Consider the following 21193-nt stretch of genomic DNA (forward strand, 5'->3'; position numbering starts at 1 on the left):
GGCGGCGGGGGCGGGGCGCGCGGCGGGGGCGTGCCGGATGGCTCCGAGGGGGGCGCGTCAGTCCCGTTTGCAGATCCGGTCGAGGAGGTTGGCGGTGGCGCGCTGCACGCGTTCGTCGACATGGCCCGGGCGGTCGAGCGCGGGGGACCAGGCGAAGGTGCCCGAGGCGAAGACGAGGGCTCCGCTGGGCGCCCGGTAGAGGGACGTCTCCTGGTGGCGCTTGGAGCCCTCGCTGTCGCGGTACGGGGAGTGCGCGAGGAGGATCCGGTCCTGGTGCTCGGGCAGTTGCGTGCGCGGGAAGTACCGGTCGGCCTCGCCGGCGACCAGGCCGTCGAGTTCGTCGTTCTCGGCCGCGCCGGTGGAGTCCCACAGCCAGTGGCCCGCGTTGCGCACGACGAGCGGCGCCGGTTCGGGGACCCGGCCCGCGTACTGGATGCCGAGCAGTTGCTGCTCCGGGCGGTCCACCTCCCGCCACAGGCCGGCGCGGCCGGGGCCCCGGCGCTTCCGGCAGGTGAGGAGGCGGTCGGGCACCCCGGAGGGGGACGGGCCGAGTTCCACCTGCCAGTACATGGTGTTGGCGGAGAGGAACACGAGGGAGGTGCCGTGTTCGCGGGCGCGCTCGACGGTGCGGCGCATGGGGGCCGACCAGTACTCGTCGTGGCCGGGGAAGACGAGGCCCCGGTAGCGGGTGGGGTCGACGCGGCCGGCGTGGAGGTCGCGGGTGTCGGCGTAGGCCAGGTCGTAGCCGTAGCGCTCGGCCCAGCGGATGAAGTCGTAGGCGTGGCCCACGTGGAGGGGCAGGCCGGCGCCGGCGTACGGGCGGTCGAAGGACACGGTGGTCGCCGCGTCCTGTTCGCCCAGCAGCCGGCCTTCCTCGTCCCAGGCGTGGTACAGGCTGGCGCCGGTGCGGCCGTCCTCCGGGTAGAGGTTGTACGCCTGCCAGGTGATGTCGGGGAGCAGCAGGAGCAGGTCGGCGCGGTGGTCGTCGCGGACCGTGAAGGGGATGTGGGACCGGTAGCCGTCGACGGTGGTGAGGACGGCGACGTACGCGCCGAGGCTCCAGTACGAGGGCACTTGGAGCCGCCACGACAGCCACCAGTGGTGACAGGAGACCGTGCGGTCGGCGGTGAGCGGGGCCGGCTGGACGATGCCGGAGAGGCGGGGGCTCGAATGGATCTTGCTCGCGCCGTCGCCGCCGTAGTGGCCGATGCGGTAGATGTCGACGGAGAACTGCTGGGGCGGGTCGACGGTGATGTGGAAGTCGATGGCCTCACCGGGGGCGACGGCTCCCGTGGAGGCGAAGCCCTTGATCTGTCGGTGCACGTCGTCGGCGGTGCGGGGGCCGTTGCTGCGGGCGCGGGGGATCTGTCCCGGGGCGACGGCCGGGTCGACGTACCAGGGCACGACGTGGCCGGTGTCGTCGAAGTACAGCTCGCTGCCCCGGAACCAGGGCAGCGGGCCCTGGCCGAAGGGGTCCGTCACCGCGTGCGCGAGCGCACCCGACTCCCACCGCCGGATCTGGTCCGTAGCCATACCGTTGCTCCCCTCCCTCACTCCCCCGAACGCATATCCACTGGCTTCCCAGCACATCACATAAAGCACGCACTCCGTCACCGTTCGTCGCGAAAAGACCTTTGCGAAACCAACTTGTGAGGGATTACTGACTGTCCGGGGCCACCGGCGGGGGCGGCGGTGGGCCTCGCGGCCACCGGACACCCCCTAGACGAGCCGGACCGGCTTCTCGGGGCGTACGCCGATCTTGGCGAGCCAGGCCCGCAGGGGCTCCGGGTCACCGTCCTCCACCAGACAGAGCACGCTCGGCGCGAGGTCGGAGCGCCGCTCGCCCGCCACGCGCAGCACCGGGCCGTCCAGCCAGTCCAGGGCCGGCTCCGCCCCGGCGGAGTCCACGGCGGCGCAGCACACCAGTGCCGTGACGTGGTCGGCCAGCAGGTCGCGCCCGCTCCTCGGTGCTTGGAGCGGGAACAGCGGCACCGCGTCGGCGGCCCGCGCCTTGCCCCCGACCTGCTCCGCACCGCCTTCGGAGGACCGTTCCTCCCGGGCCAGGTACCCGGCCAGGGACTCGCCGCGCGCCGCCGCCTGCGCGCCATGGCCATCGGCGCCCGTGCCCGTGCCGGTACCGGTGCCCGTGCCGGTACTGGCGTTCGTGCCGGTACTGGCGTTCGTGCCGGTGAGGAAGCCGAGGACCCGCTCGACCGGCGGCCCCGCCGGCACGGCCAGTGCGTCCAGGGCCGTGTGCAGTCGCGCCGCCTCCATGCGCCACTTGCGGTCCACGACCTGCTCCGGGTACTCCGCCCAGTCCACGGGCGACCACTGCGGGCCCGCCTCGGCCGGGCCGCCGTGGAACAGCCGCGCGGCCAGCAGCGAAGCGGCCTCGTCCACCGCGCCGGGCTGCTCCAGCAGGTCGCAAGCGGGCCGCTCGCCCAGCCGGGAGGTGAACCCCTCGGCCAGCCGGTCCCGCCGGGACAGCTCGGTCAGGGCGGAGACGACCCCGGCGTCGAGCCGCGCGGGCCACCGCCCCATCCGCCAGGCGGGCAGCGCCACCCGTGTGAGAAGCCGGTCCCAGCCCGCGTAGGCGAGCCCGACCTGCTCCTGGGCCATGATGCGCAGCCCGTAGTCCACGTCCTGGGCGCGGTCCGAGGCCGCGGCCGCAACACCGCGCTCCATCTCCGCCGCGTCCACCCGGCACAGCCGCAGCAACAGTCTTGCCGGCCGGGCGATCCAGCCGAGCCCGCGCCTGGACCCGACGTCCACCGCGGCGTCCAGCCCGCGCACGAAGCCGCGCGCGTCGGCTATGTCCGGATGCGCGGAAGGCCCCGTACCGGCGATGACCGGCGCGAGCACGGCGCGGAGCTCCGCCACCCGCATCCACCACAGGAACGGCGAGCCGATCACCAGCACGGGGGCGGCGCCGGGCTCGGACTCGGGCCGGCCCGCCGCGATGCCCGCCCGGCGGTGGGCCGGGTGCGTGCGGTCCTCCAGCCAACTGTCGCAATCCGGGGTCAGGGCTATCGCGGAGGGCGCGGGGACGTCCATCCGGTCCGCGAGGTCCCGCACCAGCCGGTAGAGATCGGGCGCGGCCGCCTCCGACAGCGGCACCGTCGGCGTCAGGGCGGGGCCCGCGCGCAACACCACCGCGGCGAAGATCCCGCCGACGAGCAGCACCAGCGCGGCGACCACGCACACGACCAGGGTCACGACGGGCCAGGGATCACCGACCAGCCGGCCCGTCGTCCGGGCGGCCACGAGCACCACGGCGACGGCCGCCGGGAGCAGCACGACGGCCAGCGCCCTGCTGCGCACGCGCAGCACGGCGAGGGCGCGGGAACGCGCTGACGGCACGCCCACTTCAGCGATCGAACCGATTCCGGACACGGCCGGACCTCACCCCCTCTGCCCTGCGGCGGCTTTGCTCACTCCCCCACTGTGACACCCGCCACTGACATCGCAATGCCGGTGGGCCATGTGCCGGAATGCTTGCGCCGCACCCTAGTTGGGGCGGGGCCGGACGTCAGGCGGACCGCGGCACGATCACCCGATGGAATGGCTTTGGGTAAAGCTGGCCGCGTTCGAACGCGGCTGGATGCACTCGCACGCGCGGGCCCGGGCGCGCTGTGCGCGTCCGGGCCCGCGGGGAACGTGAAACCGCTGCTCAGCGGCCTTCGGCCGCCTTGGCCGCGATATCCGTACGGTGCTGCGATCCGTCGAGCCTGATCCGCGCGACGGCCTTATACGCCCGCTCGCGCGCCTGCGCCAGATCGGAACCGGTCGCCGTCACCGACAGCACGCGACCACCCGCGCTGACGACGGCGTCGTCGCCCTCGCGGCGGGTCCCGGCGTGCAGGACGTACGCCTCGGGGGCGTCCTCGGCGGCCACCTGGGCCAGGCCCTCGATCGGGTCGCCGGTGCGCGGGGTGTCCGGGTAGTTGTGCGAGGCGATGACGACCGTGACGGCCGCGTCCTCGCGCCAGCTGAGCGGCGGCTCCGCGTGCAGGGTGCCCTGGGCGGCGTTCAGCAGCACGCTCGCGAGCGGGGTGCGCAGCCGGGCCAGGACCACCTGGGTCTCGGGGTCGCCGAAGCGGGCGTTGAACTCGATGACGCGGACGCCGCGCGAGGTGATCGCGAGCCCGGCGTAGAGGAGCCCGGAGAAGGGCGTGCCGCGGTGGCGCAGCTCGTCCACGGTCGGCTGGAGCACGCTCTCCATGACCTCGTCGACCAGCTTGGGGTCGGCCCAAGGCAGCGGGGAGTACGCGCCCATGCCTCCGGTGTTGGGGCCCTGGTCACCGTCGAGCGCGCGCTTGAAGTCCTGGGCGGGCTGGAGCGGCAGCACCGTCACGCCGTCGGTGATGGCGAAGAGGGAGACCTCCGGGCCGTCGAGGAACTCCTCGATGACGACGCGGTCGCAGGCGAGCGCGTGCGCGCGGGCCGCGGCGCGGTCCTCGGTGACCACGACGCCCTTGCCCGCCGCCAGGCCGTCGTCCTTGACCACATACGGCGCGCCGAAGGCGTCGAGGGCGGCGTCCACCTCTTCCGGGGTGGTGCAGACGTAGCTGCGCGCGGTCGGGACCCCGGCCGCCGCCATCACGTCCTTGGCGAACGCCTTGGAGCCCTCCAACTGCGCCGCCTCGGCGGACGGGCCGAAGACGGGGATGCCGACGGCACGGACGGCGTCGGCGACGCCGGCGACCAGCGGGGCCTCCGGGCCGATGACGACCAGGTCGGCACCGAGTTCGGTGGACAGGCGGGCCACCGCCTCACCGTCGAGGGCGTCGACCGGGCGCAACTCGGCCACCTCGGAGATGCCGGCGTTGCCGGGGGCGCAGTACAGCGCGTTGACGTCGGGGTCGAGGGACAGAGAGCGGCACAGGGCGTGTTCGCGGGCGCCGCCGCCGATGACGAGGACCTTCACGTCATGCAGCCTAGCCGGGGCGGCCGGGCCGGCTTCGTGCGGCCACCCAATTACCGGCCCCTACTCGTTCGTGTATTCCTCTATAACGGTGGCTCCGAGCTCGCGCACGATCAGATCGTGTCCGGTCAGCGCGCTCTCGACGAGGTCGGGGTCGTCCTCCTCGGGCACGTCGTCCTCGGGGGCGACCGGCGGCGGCGCCTGCCGCACGGGGGGCTGTGGCGGGGGCGATGTCTGCTGGTGCGATTGGTTCTGTTGAGCCTGCTGGGACTGCTGAGGCTGCTGGTGCTGCGTCTGCTGGTGCTGCGTCTGGTACGCGGACTGCTGCGGCGGAGCCGAAGGGTGCTGCGCCGGGGCGGAGGGCGGTGTGTACGAGGTCGGGGCCGATCCGGTGGGCTGCCCTCCGCCGCCTCCCACCACCGCGTCGATCTTCCAGTGGACCTGGAACTGCTCGGCAAGGACCGCCTTGAGGACGTCTTCGCTGCCACTGCTCGCGAAGTTGTCGCGGGCGCCGACGTTGGGGAAGCCGAGCTGGAGGGTCGTCCCGTCGAAGCCGGTGACCTGGGCGTTCTGGCTGAGCAGGATCCAAGTGAAGCGGCGGCGGTTCTTGACGGCCTCCAGCACGCCGGGCCACATCGCCTGCACCTGGCCGACGCCGGCGGCCATCCCGGGGGAGGGCGTGGCGGACGCCGCCGGTGCGGCGGGCTGGGGCGCGGGGGCCGGGACCGGGGTGGGTGCGGGGGCCTGGGCGGAGGCGGACGCGGCGGTGGGCCAGGCTCCGGCGGCGGGGGTGGCGGGTGCCGGTGCTGGCGCGGCGGGCGCGGCGGGGGTGGCGGGGGTGGCGGGGGTGGCGGCTCCCGGCCAGGCCCCGGGCGCGGCGGTGCCACCGCCCGGCTGCGCGGCCCCGGGCCAGGCGCCGGGCGCGGGCTGCTGCTGTACGGGGGGCTGCTGTACGGGCTCCTGCTGTACGGAGGCGGGCGCGGGCCGCGGCTGCCGGGGCTCGGGCTGCGGCTCGGGTTCCGGTGGCCGTACGGCGGCGCGCGCCGCGGCGACGCCCCCGGCGGGACCGGCCGGAGCCATCGGGTGCGCCTCGGGGCCGGGTACGTACCCCATCGCCGGCCCGTTCGGCACGGTCGGCATCACCGCGGGCGCGGCGGCGGCGAACCCGTTGCGCTCCAGCCGGTCGAGCCGGGCCTGGAACGACCGCTCGTCATCGAAGGCGGCGGGCAGCAGCACCCGGGCACAGATCAGCTCCAGCTGGAGCCGGGGCGAGGTGGCCCCCCGCATCTCGGTGAGTCCGGTGTTGACCAGGTCGGCGGCCCGCGACAGCTCGGCCGCGCCGAACACGGACGCCTGTGCCTGCATGCGCTCGACGACATCGGCGGGGGCGTCGATGAGCCCCTTCTCCCCGGCATCGGGCACGGCGGCCAGGATCACCAGATCGCGCAGCCGCTCCAGCAGGTCGGCGACGAACCGGCGGGGGTCGTTCCCGCCCTCCACGACGCGGTCCACGACCTCGAAGGCCGCTGCCCCGTCCCCGGCGGCGAAGGCGTCGATGACGGAGTCCAGCAGCGAGCCGTCGGTGTACCCGAGCAGGGAGGTCGCCATGGCGTACGTCACACCCTGGTCGGCGGCGCCCGCGAGGAGCTGGTCCATCACCGACATCGAGTCACGCACCGACCCGGCGCCGGCCCGCACCACGAGCGGCAGCACGCCGTCCTCCACGGTGGCCCCCTCGCGCGCGCAGACCTCGCCCAGGTACTCGCGCAGGGTGCCGGGGGGCACCAGCCGGAAGGGGTAGTGGTGCGTCCGGGACCGGATCGTCCCGATCACCTTCTCCGGCTCGGTCGTGGCGAAGATGAACTTGAGGTGCTCCGGCGGCTCCTCGACCACCTTCAGCAGGGCGTTGAAGCCCGCTGAGGTGACCATGTGGGCCTCGTCGATGATGTAGATCTTGTAGCGGCTGGCAGCCGGGCCGAAGAACGCCTTTTCCCGCAGGTCACGGGCATCGTCCACACCACCGTGCGAGGCGGCGTCGATCTCGATGACATCGATCGACCCGGGGCCGTTGCGCGCGAGGTCGCGGCAGGACTGGCACTGCCCGCAGGGATCGGGGGTGGGACCTTGCTCACAGTTCAGGCACCGGGCGAGGATGCGCGCGCTGGTGGTCTTGCCGCAGCCTCGCGGCCCGCTGAACAGGTACGCGTGATTGACCCGGTTGTTCCGCAGGGCCTGCATCAGGGGGACAGTGACATGCTCCTGTCCGATGACCTCGGCGAACGACTCGGGGCGGTAGCGGCGGTACAGCGCAAGGGACGACACGTCTACGAGGTTATCCGGGCCCGCCGACAACGGCGGCCCGCCCGGCCCCACGGCCCCACCCCGGAACGCAAAGCGCCCCCCACGCACCCGCCAGAGCCCACTTACCCTTGCTGCCTTCCGGCCCTGGGGGAGTTGGGTGAGATAGCGCCACGTGAGGGGCTGGGCCCCACCCTAGCGGATGGAACCCCCCGGAATCGACCCGCCCCCTCCGGGATCGCACGGCCGACGATCACGTTCGCGAGCACCCCTCAACGTCTTGTATTGTTTGCGGCGGAGGATTCGCCTAGTGGCCTAGGGCGCACGCTTGGAAAGCGTGTTGGGGGCAACCCCTCACGAGTTCGAATCTCGTATCCTCCGCCAGTGCCTCACCGGGCACTTGAAGGCCCCGACCGGGAAACCGGCCGGGGCCTTCTGCGTTCCCCGCCAAGGCGACCCCGCTTCAGCAACTGCCGGACCTGGCGCCACGCCCGAATCACCTCGGCGAGCTCCGCAAGAAGCTTCCGGACCCGCACCAGCAGGCACCTCGCAAGCTCCAGGCCACCAGGCCCCCGCCACGATGACGATCCACCGCACCTGGCACCTCCTCGCCCTGTTCATCACCATGCCTCTTCGAGGCCAAGAGGAACCACCGAAGGTGAGCGCGGCACAGTTCCTGATCGACACCAACGCACTCGCACGCTTCCTGCACGGCGACGCCGAACAGTACGGCTGGGATCAGGCGGCTGCGGCTGGTCTCGTCGCAACCTGCCCGATCACAGAGCTGGATTTCTTCTCCAGTGCCCGCTCCGCAGCAGACCGCGCGCACGGCATCGAGGACACGCGGTTGCTGTTCGGCTGGGTGCCCGTCGATGACCGGGCGTACGACCGCGCCTGGCAGGTCCAGGAGCTACTGACCCAGCGCGGGCAGCACCGCAGTGCGGACGCGGTAGACCTCATCGTTGCCGCCACCGCGGAACTGCAGGGGCTGACTCTCCTGCACCGCGACCACGATTTCGAGTGCATGTCCGCACGGACCGCGGACCCGGCAGCCCCGGAACCGTCGTGGGGCAGCTGCGGGCGTCCGGGGCCATGGGGCGGCTGGTGCCGGAGCTGCGGGCGGCCTTGCGGCGGGAGCCCCCGCTGTTGGGGCGGATGGCGCGCATATTGCTCGACCGGCACTTCTCGCCCTCGCTCCACAGCGAGCTGTGCGAAGCGGTCGGTCTGGAGCTGCGGCCGGAGCCGGAGCCGGAGCCGGCCGAGCCGGGACGGACATCGTCACAGCGGCGGCAGCGGGACCGGCGGATGCGCGAGCTGGTGCTCACGGCGTACGGGTACCAGTGCGCCTTCTGCGGCTACGACGGACGGATCGGGGCGGTGCCGGTCGGGCTGGAGGCCGCACACGTGCACTGGTGGGCGTTCGGCGGTCCCGACGAGGTCGACAACGGACTGTGCCTGTGTTCGCTGCACCACAAGTTCTTCGACAAGGGTGTCATCGGCATCGGCGAAGGCCACCGCATCCTGGTCTCCCAGCGCTTCGTCGGCCGGAGCCCCGCGGCCCGCGAACACGTCACGGCTCTCGCGGGCCGTCCACTGATCGGCCCTCGACCCGGCACCCGCCCGATCTCCGCCGCCGGCCGTTCCTGGCACATCAGCCAGGCCTTCCACGCGCGCCACGCCCTGCCCTGGCGTGAGGGAGTTCCACATGAAGGGGTCCTTCCAGCCGGGGTCCCCCTTGACCCAGCCGAGCACCGCTGCGACCGCCTTTTGGCGCGAGACCGTCCGGGTCCGGAAGTGCTCGGTGGGAGCGCCGTCCCGGTACTCCAGCCGGAAGGTGTTGTCCTCGCGCATCAGGATCTGCACGTACCTGGCGACGCCGGGCTCCCCCTCGACGACGCGTTCGACGATCAGGACGTCGCCGCGCTGCAGGTTGGCTATAGCCGCACTGATCTTCGGCTTCGTCGGCCGTCTGGACACCACGCCCGCACCCTCACTCATCACCAGCGTGCCGGGATCATCGCGTACGCCGCTGACAACGGCGCGGACCGCAGGCTGCGGTCCCGGCTCGTTCTCCTGATGGGGCGCCAGATTGGAGTGCGTGGTCGCAGGTTCGGTGTTCTTGGTGCCCGGGCGGCGCGGTGGGGCCGCCGGGTTGTTGTGCGCGGAGGCCGCGCGGCGGGGGATGGAGGTGCGTGGGGACGTCGGGGGGGTCGCGGGGGGAGGTGTACTGGCGCGGGGGGCCGGGGGCCGCCGGACGGGTCGGGGCGGGGCTGGGGCTCGGGCTCGGGCTGCCGGAGCCGCCGGACGGCTGGCTCGTACGGTTGCCGGAACGTTTCACCGGCCGGCGCGTCCAGCTGACCACCCTGGGCGCCGCGCGGGTCGGCGGGTTCCGCGTTCGTGAAACCGCCGCGGGAGAAGTCGTTCCCGGCCGTCGTGTATCCGGACGGGTCCCGGTTGCCCGCGGGGCCGGACGCGCGGACCCCGGTGCTGCTGTCCGAGGTGGTGGAGTTCGCCGTCGAGTACCGGCTGTTCCTGCTGGACGGGGAGATCGCCGCCGGGAGCCGGTACGCCGTGTACGGGCGGCTGGACTGCGCTCCGCTCGACACCGATCCGCGCCCCGGCGACGTGCGGGACCGCTGGCGCGGGTGGCCGGTCGGGAGTTGCCGTACGTACGCGACGGGGCGACAAATCCTTTCGCCAGTACGACTGTTCCGCCCGTGCGAGTGGACCGCGGGGCGGGGTCGGTCGAGTAGGGAGGGGACGCGTCTATAAAGGGCCCGTCCTGTTGACCTACCGATGGGTTCCACCATGTTGCAGGCCGCTCTGCGCGTACTCGCCGCCGTCTCCGTCGTCTCCGCCGTCGCCGTCTCGCCCGCCCTCGCCACCCCCGCCACGACTGCGGCGCCCGCCACGCCCGCCGCACCCGCGGTGTTGCCCGCGCCCGCCGCGACGGCCGCCGCCGACCTGACCTCCCCCTGCGGTCCCGTCACCGAGTACCGCGCCGCGGACTGGTGGCGTACGACCACGAACCCGCTGATCGCCCAAGCCGTCGCCGCCACCGCCCTGGACGAGAACTGGCAGTGGCGCGACGACAGCAACACCCTCTGGCGCGGGGACACCCGGGAGACCGTCGACGAGCTCTTCAAGACCGGCTTCGCGCCCCGCGGGGACGAACTGATCCCGCTGGCCGAGTACATCGTCAAGGGCGGCGGGCAGAACAGCGCGCACCTCAGCACCAGTTGCGAGAAGTGGGTGGCCCAGAAGTTCGCGACGTACGGCGCGGCGAAGACGGGGTGGGTCTACGAGATCGAGGCGCCCGGCGGCATCGACGTGAACGCCACCGCGCACCTCAACCACTACGAATCGCCCTACCTCTGGAACAAGGAGATCGACTTCCCCGGCGGGGTCGAAGGCCGCTACATCAAGGGCGCCTGCAAGTTCCACCTCGTCTCCACCGACCCCGACACGAAGGTCAACACCTACGAGAACCTCGGCTGCAAGACGAACGACGGCTTCGCGCCCCGCGTCCTGGAGCCGGCCGCCGCCCTCCGCTAGATCCTGTCGGCGGGGAACGCCGCTACGCGAGCGCCCGCGCCCGGGCGGGCGCGGGCGCCGGCTCAGGCGGTGGCCAGGCTGATCTCCGTGGACTTGATCAGGGCGACGACGGCGGAACCCTCGGCGAGGCCGAGCGCCTCAACGGCGTCGTTGGTGATGGCGGCGGTCAGGCCGCCGCCGTCCACGTCGACCTTCACGGACGCCATGGCCCCGCCGCGGGCGATGCCCGACACGGTGCCCCGGATCTGGTTGCGGATGCTGATGCCGTCGACGGCGTCCGTGGTGAGGGCCACCTCGGTGGCCTTCACCAGCGCGTTCACGGCGGTGCCGAGGGCGATGCCGAGGTCCTTCACCGCGTCGGTGGTGATGGCTGCGGTGATCTCCTGGCCGCCTTCCAGCCGGACCTTGACCGTGGTCATGGCCGCGCCGGTGGTGACGTCGGCCACGGTACCGGCGATCTGGTTGCGGATGCTCAGGCTCATGGGTGTTCGACCTCTTACCTAGACGTAGACAGGGGCAGGGGCAGGGGAGGGCACAGCGTGCCGGGCGGGGCAGGGCACAGCGTGCCGGGGAAGCGCCGTACGGCCGCGGCAACCACACAAGATCGACGCTAACCGGCCTGTCCAAGACGAGGGTTGGACCCGTCGCATCCGCCGGCCTGATCCACCCGTGCGGCTCGCTCCTGCGCGCGCCGTCTGCCCTGGCCGCCTCCCCTCGCCTCCTGCGCCCGTCGTCGCGTTCGGTTTCCGCCGTCGGCTCGGGTTACGCGAACGTCGGCATCTCGCCGACCCGTGTCGACATGTCGATCGCCGCGAACGCCGCGCCCTGCTGGTCCGTCAGCGCCGCGAAGCGCCCGAAGGGGCTGTCCATCGGACCGAAGTGGAGCCGCCCGCCCCGCGCCTGTGCCTTCTCCACCGCCTCGTCGCAGTTCGGGACGGCGAAGAACACCTGGATGTAGGGCGGGATCTCCGGCGGGAACTCGTCGCCCATGTTCATCCGCCCCAGCACGGGGTTCTCCGGGCCGCCCAGGCTGAACATCTTGTAGTCCATCCCCGCCGCCTCGGGGTCGTCGCCGAGCTCCATCTGCCGGGCCTCGTACGGGAAGACCTTCGGCAGGAACGCGTCCACCTTCGCCACGTCCCGGGTGAAGACCTCCGCCCAGGCGAACGAGCCGGGCTCGCCGCGCTTCTCGAAGCCCTTGTGGTCGCCGGGCTGCCAGATGCCGAAGACCACCCCGCTCGGCTCCTTGGCGATCACCATCGTGCCGAAGCTGCCGACCCGCATCGGCCCCATCGCCACCTCGCCGCCCGCCGACCTGATCTTCTCGGCAGTGGCAGCCGCGTCCGGCGACGCGAAGTACAGACACCACTGCGAGGGGGCGTCCACGCCGGGCATCGGCGGCACGACGGCCGCGACGGCCTTGCCGTCCGAGTACGCCTGCGTGTAGTCGCCGTACTCGCTCGACGCGTCGCCGAACGTCCAGCCCAGCACATCGGAGTAGAAGCTCTTGGCGCCTTCCACATCGGCGAACATCGCGTCCACCCAGCAAGGAGCGCCTTCCGGGTACTCAGTCATGATCGATCGACTCCCGTGTCGTGTACGTCGTCCGTCGTGTACTCGCCGTGTCGTGTACGTCGTGGTGACCCGTCTCGCTTCACACGCTAGGTGGCCGGTGCGCCGCCCGCGCGCGGAGGACGGCCGCGGGGGAGGCTGGAGCCATGGACAAGGACATCACCATCCGGCTGGCCCAGCAGCCGGAGGCCGACGCCCTGCTCGGCCGGAGCCCGCTCGCCGCGCTCGTCGGGATGCTGCTGGACCAGCAGGTGCCGATGGAGTGGGCCTTCTCGGGGCCGTACACGATCGCCCGCCGGATGGACGCGGACGATCTCGACGCCCACACGATCGCCGCCTACGACCCCGAGTCCTTCGCGGCCCTGCTCTCGGAGAAGCCGGCGGTGCACCGCTATCCGGGCTCGATGGCGAAGCGGGTGCAGCAGCTCTGCGCGTACCTCGTGGAGCACTACGACGGGGACGCGGAGGCCATCTGGCGGGACGCGGGGTCGGGCGCGGAACTGCTGGGGCGGCTCAAGGACCTGCCCGGCTTCGGCGAGCAGAAGGCCCAGATCTTCCTGGCCCTGCTCGGCAAGCGGTTCGGGGTGCGGCCGAAGGGATGGCGGGAGGCGGCCGGGGGCTACGGGGAAGCGGGCGTCCACCGCTCGGCGGCGGACATCACCGGGCCGGAGTCGCTGGCCCTGGTGCGCGCGTACAAGCAGGAGCACAAGGCCGCCGCGAAGGCCGCGAAGGCCGCCGAGGCGCGGCCCGCGAAGGAGAGGTCCGGTACGACGCGGACCGGCAAGGGCGGGGCAACGTGACGGACCCGTGCGTACGGGACCCTGGCGCGGGCCGCCCCGCGCCTACCCTCACCCCATGACCCTGAACCCCGTCCGCGCGACCGGCGCCGAGTCCATCACCGACGGCCCGGGCAGCACCATCACGCTGCTCACCGACACGCCCGAACTCACCTGCAACACCGCCACCTTCGAGCTCGGCGCGGCCGGCGCCCCGGTGCACTTCCACACCAAGGCGACCGAGTTCTTCCACGTCATAGACGGCCGGCTCGACGTACTCGTCGGCGACGAGGTCCACACCTTGGCCAAGGGCGACTTCCTCAGCGTGCCGCCCGGCGTGAAGCACGCCTTCGCCCCGGCGGCCGGCCACACCGCCGAGGTGTTCGTCGGCTTCACCCCCGGTATGGCGCGCTTCGACTACTACCGCCTCCTGGGCCGGGTGCGGGCGGGCGAGGCCACCATGCAGGACATCGTCGACAGCCAACCGGTCTACGACAACCACTACGCGGAGAGCGACGCCTGGGCCGGGCGTCCGCGCAGCGCCGAGGCGTAGACCACGTCGGCGTCGAGCCGCCGCAGTTCCTCCGCGATCAGCTCGGCGAGGCTGCGGATCTTGAGGGCCACCTTCCGGTCCGGCCAACCCGGCAGCGACAGAGTGGCCAACACCCCGTCGGGCCGGTCCACCCGGATCTCGCCCCCGGTCGTCTGCAGCAGGACCCGCGTCACCACCGGCCCGTCCGTGACCACCCGCTCCACCGGCACTCCGAGCCGGACCTCCAGCCAGCGCGCCAACAGCTCGGCGCTCGCGTTGTCGGCCTCGCTCTCCACCGCCGCGCCCGTCACCGGCAGCGGCGCCTGCTCCAGGGCTCCGGCCAGCAGCGAGCGCCACGGCGTGAGCCGGGTCCAGGCGAGATCGGTGTCGCCGGGGGTGTACGAGGCCGCCCGCTCGCCCAGTACGCCCACCGGGTCGGCGGTCGCCTGGGCGTCGGTGATCCGGCGCTGCGCCAGCGCGCCCAGGGGATCGCGGGCCGGTGCGGCGGGGGCGTCGGCCGGCCACCACGCCACGACGGGCGCGTCCGGGGCCAGCAGCGGCAGTACGACCGAACCCGCGTGGTCGGTCAGTTCGCCGTACAGCCGGAGGAGCACGATCTCCCCCGACCCGGCGTCGGAACCGACGCGCAGCTCGGCGTCCAAACGGGTCTGGTGCATCTTGCGCGGACCGCGGGCGGTCCGTTTGATCACCGCGATGATGCGGCTGGGGTGCTCGCGCGAGGCTTCGGAGGCCGCGCGTACCGCGTCGTAGGCGTTCTCCTCGTCGGTGACCACGACGAGTGTGAGCACCAGCCCCATGGCGGGGCTGCCGACGGCTCGGCGTGCTTCGAGGAGGGCCCGGTCGATCTTGCCGGACGTGGTGTCTGTGAGGTCTGTCCGCATGGTCCGAGTCTGTCAGCGAAGGCCGGGGACATGGCAACCGGTTCAGTGGATTCCGCCTGGACCGTCCGGGCGGGGGTGGTGCTCGTTCAGCGTCGGCGACGGGCCGTGCCGAAGAGCGAGCGGGAGATCTCCCGGCCCAGCTGGGTGCCGACGGAACGGGCCAGTGAACGGAACAGTCCGCTTCCCACCACCTGCTGTGCCAGGGACGGCTCCGGCCGGGCCGCTCCGTGGTCCGCCTTCGCGGCCTTCCCTCTCTCGTTTTCCGCTTGTCGGCCCTCCTTCCCGGCCTCCTCCGCCGCTGCCGCCCGCTCCGCGGCGGCCTCGGCCGCCACCTGCTCGGCGCTGATCTTCTCGTAGGCCGACTCGCGGTCGACCGGCTGGGCGTAGCGGGGGTGGAGGGACGAGGAGGTAACCGCACGCTGGAGGACGGCCGCGTCGACCGGTCCCATCAGCGACCGCGGGGCGCGCAGCCGGGTCGCGGCGACGGGCGTGGGGGCGCCCTTCTCGCTCAGCACGGTGACCACCGCCTCGCCCGTGCCCAGCTGTGTCAGCAGTTCTCCCAGGTCGTAGTCCGAGCGGGGGAAGGTCTTCACGGTCGCCTTGAGCGCCTTCGCGTCGTCGGGGGTGAAGGCGCGCAGCGCGTGCTGCACCCGGTTGCCGAGCTGCGCCAGCACGTCCCCCGGCACGTCCTTCGGCGTTTGCGTCACGAAGAACACGCCGATGCCCTTGGACCGGATGAGCCGGACCGTCTGGGTGATGGATTCGAGGAACGCCTTCGAGGCGTCGTGGAACAGCAAGTGCGCCTCGTCGAAGAAGAAGACGAGTTTGGGCCGCTCCAGGTCCCCCACTTCCGGCAGATCGGCATAGAGGTCGGCCAGCAGCCACATCAGGAAGGTGGAGAACAGCCGCGGCTTGTCCTGTACCGCCGGGAGTTCCAGTACGGAGACCACCCCGCGCCCGTCAGGGGCCGTCCGGAGGAATTCGGCGGTGTCGAATTCGGGTTCTCCGAAGAAATCCGCGGCGCCCTGCTGTTCGAAGGCGGTCAGCGCCCGCAGAATCACCCCTGCCGTCACCGTGGAAAGGCCGCCGATGCCCTTGAGCTCGACCTTTCCCTCGTCGGATACGAGGAAGGCGACGACCGCGCGCAAGTCCTTGAGGTCGATCAGCTCCAGGCCCTTGGAGTCGGCGTAATGGAAGATCAGCCCGAGCGACTGCTCCTGCGTCGGGTTGAGCTGGAGCACCTTCGACAGCAGCACCGGTCCGAAACTCGTCACCGTGGCCCGGAGCGGGATACCGGGCCCGATACCGCCCAGGGAGTAGAACTCGGCGGGGCAGCCGACGGCCGACCATTCCTGGGCGACTTCCCCGGCCCGCTCGCGGATCTTGTCGTTCGGCGTGCCGGGCGCCGAAATCCCCGAGACGTCACCCTTGATGTCGGCGAGGAAGACCGGCACGCCCGCCGCCGAGAGCTGCTCGGCGATCAGCTGGAGCGTCTTGGTCTTGCCCGTGCCGGTGGCGCCGGCGACCAGCCCGTGCCGGTTGAGCACGGCCAGCGGAATGCGGATCTGTCGGTCCGGCAGGCACCGGCCGTCCCAGACCAGGGCCCCCAGATCGAGCGCGGGGCCGGTGAAGGCGTACCCGGCGGCGATCTCGTCGGCCGGGGACACGGGGTCGTTGCTCTCACTCATACGTCCCTCCCGGACTGGCCCTGCCTCCGGCTCGACCTTGCTCCCGGATTGGCCTCGTCTGCCACTTTTGCACCGCCGTCATGATGCTGCGCCCGCGGGCACCGGCCCGGTAGGCTTTCCGTGTGATCTTCAAGCGCATCGGAAGCGGGCGGCCGTACCCCGACCACGGCAGGGAAACCACCCGGCAGTGGGCGGATGTCGCCCCGCGCCCGGTCCGGCTCGACCAGCTCGTGACGACCAAGGGGCAGCTGGACCTCGAAACACTGCTCGCCGAGGACTCCACCTTCTACGGGGACCTCTTCGCGCACGTCGTGAAGTGGCAGGGCGACCTGTACCTGGAGGACGGGCTGCACCGCGCCGTGCGTGCCGCCCTCCAGCAGCGCCAGGTGTTGCACGCCCGCGTACTCGAAATGGACTGACGGGTTCCACGCACGCCCAGGCGGGTTCCACGCACGAGGGGCAGCGCTCCGGGCACGAGGGACGGCGCTTCCCGCAGGGGGGCGCGAGCCGTCCTGACCGGCCGATTGCGCCTTTCGGGTCGGCCTTCGCCGATCAATAGATCATTTAGTAGGCATCGTTCCGGTACGGCACTACGCTGCGCCCATGAGCATGCTCACTCCCCCCGGCATGGGCGGAAAGTACCGCGTCACCGGAGCTGCCTTCCCCCGCATGAGCCGCCCGCGGCGACGCCGCCGGATCATCCTCGCCCTGCTCGGCTCGGCCCTCGCGCTGGCCCTGCTCGGCTACGGGGCACTGCAGCTCATGGACGTCTTCCGGGGCGACACCAAGCACAAGACGGCCGCGGCCAAGGACTGCCCCACCGGCGCCCCCAAGGCCGGTCCGGCGGCGGCCCCGTCCAAACCCGCGGTCGTACTGCCCCAGCCCGGCCAGATCACGGTCAACGTCTACAACGCGACCCCGCGCGCCGGCCTCGCCAAGGCAGTCGGGGACGAGCTGAAGAAGCGCGGCTTCGTGCTCGGGCAGGTCGGCAACGCCCCCGCCGACTTCGACAAGAAGGTCCCCGGCACCGGGATAATGCTCGGTTCGCCGAAGACCGACAAGGCGGCGTACTCCGTACTCGGCACCCAACTGGCCGGCATGACGCAGCACACCGACGCCCGCGAGGGCGCGGACATCGACCTGATCCTCGGGGACGGCTTCAAGGAGCTCAGCACGAAGGAGGACGCGGACAAGGCGCTGGCCGTACTGGCCAACCCCGAGCCCGCGCCCGCCGTCAAGAAGTGCTGATCCGCGCCTGAGGCACGGTGCGCCCGGGGCGTCGTACGCCCCGGGCGTCGTACGCCCCGGGCGTCGTACGCCCCGGGCGTCGGCCGGCCGGGGCGTTGCCGGCAAGGGGCTATTCGGCCGAGCCGTACATGCGGTCGCCCGCGTCGCCCAGGCCCGGCACGATGTAGCCGTGCTCGTTGAGCCGCTCGTCCACCGCGGCCGTCACCACGGTCACCGGCGTGCCCGCCAGCTCTCGCTCCATGACCTTCACGCCCTCCGGCGCGGCCAGCAGCACCACGGCGGTCACGTCGTCGGCGCCACGCTTGATGAGCTCCTGGATCGCGGCGACCAGCGTCCCGCCGGTGGCCAGCATCGGGTCGACGACGTAGACCTGGCGGCCGGAGAGGTCCTCCGGCATGCGCGTCGCGTACGTGGACGCCTCCAGGGTCTCCTCGTTGCGGACCATGCCCAGGAAGCCCACCTCGGCGGTCGGCAGGAGCCGCACCATGCCGTCGAGCATGCCGAGACCGGCGCGCAGGATCGGCACGACCAACGGACGCGGGTGGGAGAGCTTCACGCCGGTGGTCGCGGCGACCGGGGTCTCGATGGCGGCCTGTTCGGTGCGCACGTCGCGGGTGGCCTCGTAGGCCAGCAGGGTCACCAGCTCGTCGGCGAGACGGCGGAAGGTGGGGGAGTCGGTGCGCTTGTCGCGCAGGGTGGTCAGTTTGTGCGCCACCAAGGGGTGATCGACGACCTGCAAACGCACAACTTCCTCCAAGACCTCAACTGCAGCCGGCTGCCGGGTTTCGACCTGCGACCTGCGAAAACGGCCGCGGTGTGCGACCCACACGCAAAAGGCTACGCGCTGGCCGGCCCCTCCCGTGTCGGAAGGGGCGCCCCGGGCGCCCCGGCCGCGGTATTGCGGGCCGCACACGGGCCCACCACCCTGGATTGATGAGCAACGGACTGGTGATCGCAGCGGTCGACGGATCCGAGCACAGCCTGGGAGCCCTGGAATGGGCGCGGCGCGCGGCGCTGCGGCACGGCGCCGGGCTGCTCGTCGCGCACGTGCTCTCCGACAGCGCCCAGTTGTACGCGGGCCGGCGCTCCTCCCTCCACGACGCCTCGGAGCCACGGGAGTACGCCGATCCGGTGCGGGACCACGTACGGGATCTCCTGGCCGCGGCGCCCGAGCGGCCGGCCGAGGTGCGGTACGAGGCCCTTGAGGGGTCCGTCCCGGAGGCGCTGAGGGTGATCGGGGCCGAGACGCGGCCGCTGGCCCTGGTGATGGGCTCCCGGGGCCGCGGGGGCTTCGCCGCGCTGCTCCTCGGGTCGAACAGCCGCGCCGTGGCCACCACCGCGCCGTGCACAGTGGTGGTGGTGCCGCGAGCCGAGCGGGCCTCCGGCGCGGGCGCGGGCGCCGGCGGGACCGTGGTCCTCGGGCTGCACACCGCCGAGACGCACGACGACGTACTGGCCTTCGCGTTCGCGGAGGCCGCCGCGCGGGGGACGGCCGTCCAGGTGGTCTCGGCGTACCCGGTACCGCCCTCACCAGCGGTCGCGCCCCTGGACACACCCTTCACGGTGATCACGCCCGAGGAACTGGTCGGGGACGACGGTGACACCGCCCCGGCCGAGCGGGACACGCTGCGGGCCCAGCAGGAACGCCTCGCGCCGTTCCTCGACCGGTACCCCGAGGTGCCGGTGGAGCAGGCGGCGGTGCCGGGCGGGGCGGCGGAGCGGCTGGTGGAGGCGTCGCGGTCGGCGGCGTTGGTGGTGGTGGGCCGTCACCACCCGAGGCGGAGCCTCGGTGCCCTGATGATGGGGTCCGTCGCGAACGCGGTGCTCCAACACGCGCACGGCCCGGTGGCGGTCGTCCCGGCGACCCACGACGAACCTGTCTGAGCTGGGACGACCGGGATGGCATCAACGCGGAAATCCGGGGGAAGGTGGGTAGGACAACCGGAGAAGAGCAGCCGGGGCGGTGGGCGATGGTGCCAGAGAAAGAGCCGGGGGATCCGGGGGAGTCGGAGAGTATGGCGCAGCGCCGGGCACGGCGCGCGCAGTTCCTTCGCGACCTGAACGAGGCGCGCGAACTGCGCGACCGCGTCCAACCCAGACGCGCCCGCGCGGCCCGCATGCGCCAACAGATGCGCATGCGCACCTTCCGCTGGTAACTCCGCCCCCCTCCCGCCCACTGCCGGTCCCGCACGAAGAGCCCGCCGGCGTTCAAGGCGCCCAGCCCGCGCCGCCGCATGCGCGGCGGGGCCATGCGTGGCGGGGGCCGCCGAAAACAGCCCCGCCGGCGTTCGAGGCGCGGGTTCCGGGCGGCGCCCCGGGACAGGCCGGCGCACCGACCCCGCCGGCCCCGGCCGCCCACGCCCCGACGCGACTCGGCGCGGCAGCACCCCGGCCCGGCACCCGGCCCCGGGGGACACGGGGGACACGCCCACCCCCGCAGCCGGGTCCCGGCAGCCCAACGCCGCCCCCGCACAACCCGCGGAGCGCACGGCACGGGACGACGCAAGCGCGGAAGACCTCTCGCAAAGCCGCTGTTTCTGCCACGATGCCGATGGGGCGGGGTACGAACGGCTCGCACACGGCCGTCGCGACCCCAACCTCAGGCCGGGGGGACCTCCAACCGGCACGCCTACGACCAGTGGGAGAGTCACGGTGTACTTCGCCGCACTGCTCGCGCGCACCGAAGACGGGTGGGAAGCGAGCGACATGGAACTCGACGATGTCGAGTCCTTGAGTGATCTGATCGATCTCGCCCGGTCCGCCGCTGTCGACGACGACACGGTGGTCGCCCTCATCGAGCAGGAGGACGCCTGGTTCGGCGTCATCCGCGTGGACGGCGAGGAGGACCCTCGGTACTTCGTATCGAACGCCTCCGCGGCCGACCGCAGCTCCTACGGCTCGATGCTGACCAAAGAGCTGCTGGGCAACGAGGAGGAGGACGACGAACTCGACGAACTCGACCTGGACGGCACCGAGGACGGCGAGGAGGACGCCATCGCCGCCTTCACCGCCGAGGAGGACGACGCGGACGAAGGGGTCCGTGGCGGTGCCGAGCCGGTACCGGCCGGTCCGCTCGGCGACCCGCGGCTGCTCGACGACCTCGGTGTGAGCCACAAGCAACTGATGACCCTCGACGGAGACGCCCTCTCGGAGATCGCCGAGTCGCTCGGTGCGACCGAGGTCCTGGAGGCCGTCCGCTAGTGATCACCGCGCACCACACGCACCACCCCGGTCCCGACCCCGTACGGGACCCCTGGCGGGACTCCATGCGCCTGGCCCTCCGGGAGGCCGCCCTGGCGGTGCCGGCCGGCGACGTGCCGGTCGGCGCCGTCCTGCTCGGCCCGGACCGCGAACTCCTCGCCACCGCGCACAACGAGCGCGAGGCGACCGGCGACCCCACGGCCCACGCCGAGGTGCTCGCGCTGCGCCGGGCCGCCGCCGAACTCGGGGAGTGGCGGCTGACCGGGTGCACCCTGGTGGTGACCCTGGAGCCGTGCGTGATGTGCGCGGGCGCCCTGGTGCAGTCGCGGGTGGCCCGGGTCGTCTACGGCGCCGACGACGAGAAGGCGGGCGCGGCGGGGTCGCTGTGGGACCTCGTACGGGACCGCAGGCTCAACCACCGTCCGGAGGTGATCCGCGGCGTCCTCGCGGACGAGTGCGCCCGGCAACTGACGGACTTCTTCCGCGACCTGTGACCA

General features: G+C 72.6%; 19 protein-coding genes, 1 tRNA gene, 1 other RNA gene and 2 pseudogenes. 13 read left to right on the forward strand and 10 right to left on the reverse strand.

Features of this window, described 5'->3' with window-relative positions:
• Positions 1–57: 57 nt before the first annotated feature.
• The 5 genes from ABZ934_RS25080 to ffs form a co-directional block, all read right to left on the reverse strand.
• A complete protein-coding gene (locus ABZ934_RS25080; protein ID WP_361317192.1) occupies positions 58–1533 on the reverse strand; it encodes a N,N-dimethylformamidase beta subunit family domain-containing protein in 1476 nt (491 codons plus the stop codon).
• A 186-nt stretch (positions 1534–1719) separates the two neighbouring features.
• A complete protein-coding gene (locus tag ABZ934_RS25085) occupies positions 1720–3393 on the reverse strand; it encodes a hypothetical protein (protein WP_361317195.1) in 1674 nt (557 codons plus the stop codon).
• Between the two features lie 277 nt (positions 3394–3670).
• The gene (gene purD, locus ABZ934_RS25090; protein ID WP_361317197.1) at positions 3671–4927 is read right to left on the reverse strand and encodes a phosphoribosylamine--glycine ligase; all 1257 of its coding nucleotides are present in this window, start codon (positions 4925–4927) and stop codon (positions 3671–3673) included.
• Between the two features lie 60 nt (positions 4928–4987).
• Positions 4988–7246, reverse strand: a complete 2259-nt coding sequence (locus ABZ934_RS25095) for a DNA polymerase III subunit gamma and tau (RefSeq protein ID WP_361317200.1) — start codon at positions 7244–7246, stop codon at positions 4988–4990.
• A 65-nt stretch (positions 7247–7311) separates the two neighbouring features.
• Positions 7312–7410: signal recognition particle sRNA small type (gene ffs, locus ABZ934_RS25100), an RNA gene on the reverse strand.
• 108 nt (positions 7411–7518) lie between these two features.
• Here ffs and ABZ934_RS25105 point away from each other — a divergent pair.
• The 5 genes and pseudogenes from ABZ934_RS25105 (at position 7519) to ABZ934_RS25125 (ending at position 10777) form a co-directional block, all read left to right on the forward strand.
• A tRNA-Ser gene (locus ABZ934_RS25105) sits at positions 7519–7606 on the forward strand.
• A gap of 274 nt (positions 7607–7880) precedes the next feature.
• Positions 7881–8255 (forward strand): annotated as a pseudogene (locus ABZ934_RS25110) (PIN domain nuclease); the annotation flags it as partial.
• Positions 8249–8916 (forward strand): annotated as a pseudogene (locus tag ABZ934_RS25115) (phosphorothioated DNA-binding restriction endonuclease); the annotation flags it as partial. The pseudogenes ABZ934_RS25110 and ABZ934_RS25115, both read left to right, overlap by 7 nt.
• Positions 8917–9619: 703 nt before the next feature.
• Positions 9620–9994, forward strand: coding sequence for an ATP-grasp domain-containing protein (locus ABZ934_RS25120; protein WP_361317203.1), 375 nt, complete (start codon positions 9620–9622; stop codon positions 9992–9994).
• Positions 9995–10030: 36 nt separating this feature from the next.
• Positions 10031–10777, forward strand: a complete 747-nt coding sequence (locus tag ABZ934_RS25125; RefSeq protein ID WP_361317206.1) for a hypothetical protein — start codon at positions 10031–10033, stop codon at positions 10775–10777.
• A 62-nt stretch (positions 10778–10839) separates the two neighbouring features.
• On the opposite strand, the gene ABZ934_RS25130 is transcribed toward ABZ934_RS25125, so the two are convergent.
• On the reverse strand, positions 10840–11259 hold the full coding sequence (locus tag ABZ934_RS25130) for a TOBE domain-containing protein (RefSeq protein WP_361317209.1): 420 nt from the start codon (positions 11257–11259) through the stop codon (positions 10840–10842).
• A 280-nt stretch (positions 11260–11539) separates the two neighbouring features.
• Positions 11540–12352 carry a VOC family protein gene (locus ABZ934_RS25135; protein ID WP_361317211.1) on the reverse strand — a complete coding sequence of 271 codons (813 nt, stop codon included), beginning with the start codon at positions 12350–12352 and terminating at the stop codon, positions 11540–11542.
• A 143-nt stretch (positions 12353–12495) separates the two neighbouring features.
• Here ABZ934_RS25135 and ABZ934_RS25140 point away from each other — a divergent pair, with 143 nt between their 5' ends.
• Both ABZ934_RS25140 and ABZ934_RS25145 read left to right on the forward strand, forming a co-directional pair.
• The gene (locus ABZ934_RS25140; protein WP_361317214.1) at positions 12496–13149 is read left to right on the forward strand and encodes an HhH-GPD-type base excision DNA repair protein; all 654 of its coding nucleotides are present in this window, start codon (positions 12496–12498) and stop codon (positions 13147–13149) included.
• Positions 13150–13204: 55 nt separating this feature from the next.
• Complete coding sequence (locus ABZ934_RS25145) at positions 13205–13678, forward strand: cupin domain-containing protein (protein WP_361317216.1); 474 nt, start codon at positions 13205–13207, stop codon at positions 13676–13678.
• Here ABZ934_RS25145 and opcA read toward each other — a convergent pair.
• Together opcA and ABZ934_RS25155 are read right to left on the reverse strand one after the other, a co-directional pair.
• Positions 13627–14559, reverse strand: coding sequence for a glucose-6-phosphate dehydrogenase assembly protein OpcA (gene opcA / locus ABZ934_RS25150; protein ID WP_361317218.1), 933 nt, complete (start codon positions 14557–14559; stop codon positions 13627–13629). The genes ABZ934_RS25145 and opcA overlap by 52 nt on opposite strands.
• 86 nt (positions 14560–14645) lie before the next feature.
• Positions 14646–16247, reverse strand: a complete 1602-nt coding sequence (locus ABZ934_RS25155) for a helicase HerA-like domain-containing protein (RefSeq protein WP_361317221.1) — start codon at positions 16245–16247, stop codon at positions 14646–14648.
• A 122-nt stretch (positions 16248–16369) separates the two neighbouring features.
• Between ABZ934_RS25155 and ABZ934_RS25160 the strand changes: the two genes are divergently transcribed.
• Complete coding sequence (locus ABZ934_RS25160; RefSeq protein WP_008740979.1) at positions 16370–16666, forward strand: type II toxin-antitoxin system VapB family antitoxin; 297 nt, start codon at positions 16370–16372, stop codon at positions 16664–16666.
• Positions 16667–16850: 184 nt separating this feature from the next.
• Entirely contained in the window at positions 16851–17495 is a 645-nt protein-coding gene (locus tag ABZ934_RS25165; protein ID WP_361317224.1) for a LytR C-terminal domain-containing protein, read from the forward strand.
• 109 nt (positions 17496–17604) lie between these two features.
• On the opposite strand, the gene upp is transcribed toward ABZ934_RS25165, so the two are convergent.
• A complete protein-coding gene (upp, locus tag ABZ934_RS25170) occupies positions 17605–18240 on the reverse strand; it encodes a uracil phosphoribosyltransferase (RefSeq protein WP_361317226.1) in 636 nt (211 codons plus the stop codon).
• Between the two features lie 188 nt (positions 18241–18428).
• On the opposite strand from upp, the gene ABZ934_RS25175 reads away from it, so the two are divergent.
• The 4 genes from ABZ934_RS25175 (at position 18429) to tadA (ending at position 21190) form a co-directional block, all read left to right on the forward strand.
• Complete coding sequence (locus tag ABZ934_RS25175; protein ID WP_361317229.1) at positions 18429–19379, forward strand: universal stress protein; 951 nt, start codon at positions 18429–18431, stop codon at positions 19377–19379.
• Between the two features lie 86 nt (positions 19380–19465).
• Positions 19466–19651: a hypothetical protein gene (locus ABZ934_RS25180; protein ID WP_361317232.1), complete on the forward strand. Its 186-nt coding sequence runs from the start codon at positions 19466–19468 to the stop codon at positions 19649–19651.
• 496 nt (positions 19652–20147) lie between these two features.
• Positions 20148–20696 carry a hypothetical protein gene (locus ABZ934_RS25185; RefSeq protein ID WP_361317233.1) on the forward strand — a complete coding sequence of 183 codons (549 nt, stop codon included), beginning with the start codon at positions 20148–20150 and terminating at the stop codon, positions 20694–20696.
• Between the two features lie 65 nt (positions 20697–20761).
• Positions 20762–21190, forward strand: coding sequence for a tRNA adenosine(34) deaminase TadA (gene tadA, locus ABZ934_RS25190; protein ID WP_361317308.1), 429 nt, complete (start codon positions 20762–20764; stop codon positions 21188–21190).
• Positions 21191–21193: the final 3 nt, after the last annotated feature.

It is taken from the genome of Streptomyces sp. NPDC046557 (assembly GCF_040645975.1).
In the GTDB taxonomy this organism is placed as follows: domain Bacteria; phylum Actinomycetota; class Actinomycetes; order Streptomycetales; family Streptomycetaceae; genus Streptomyces.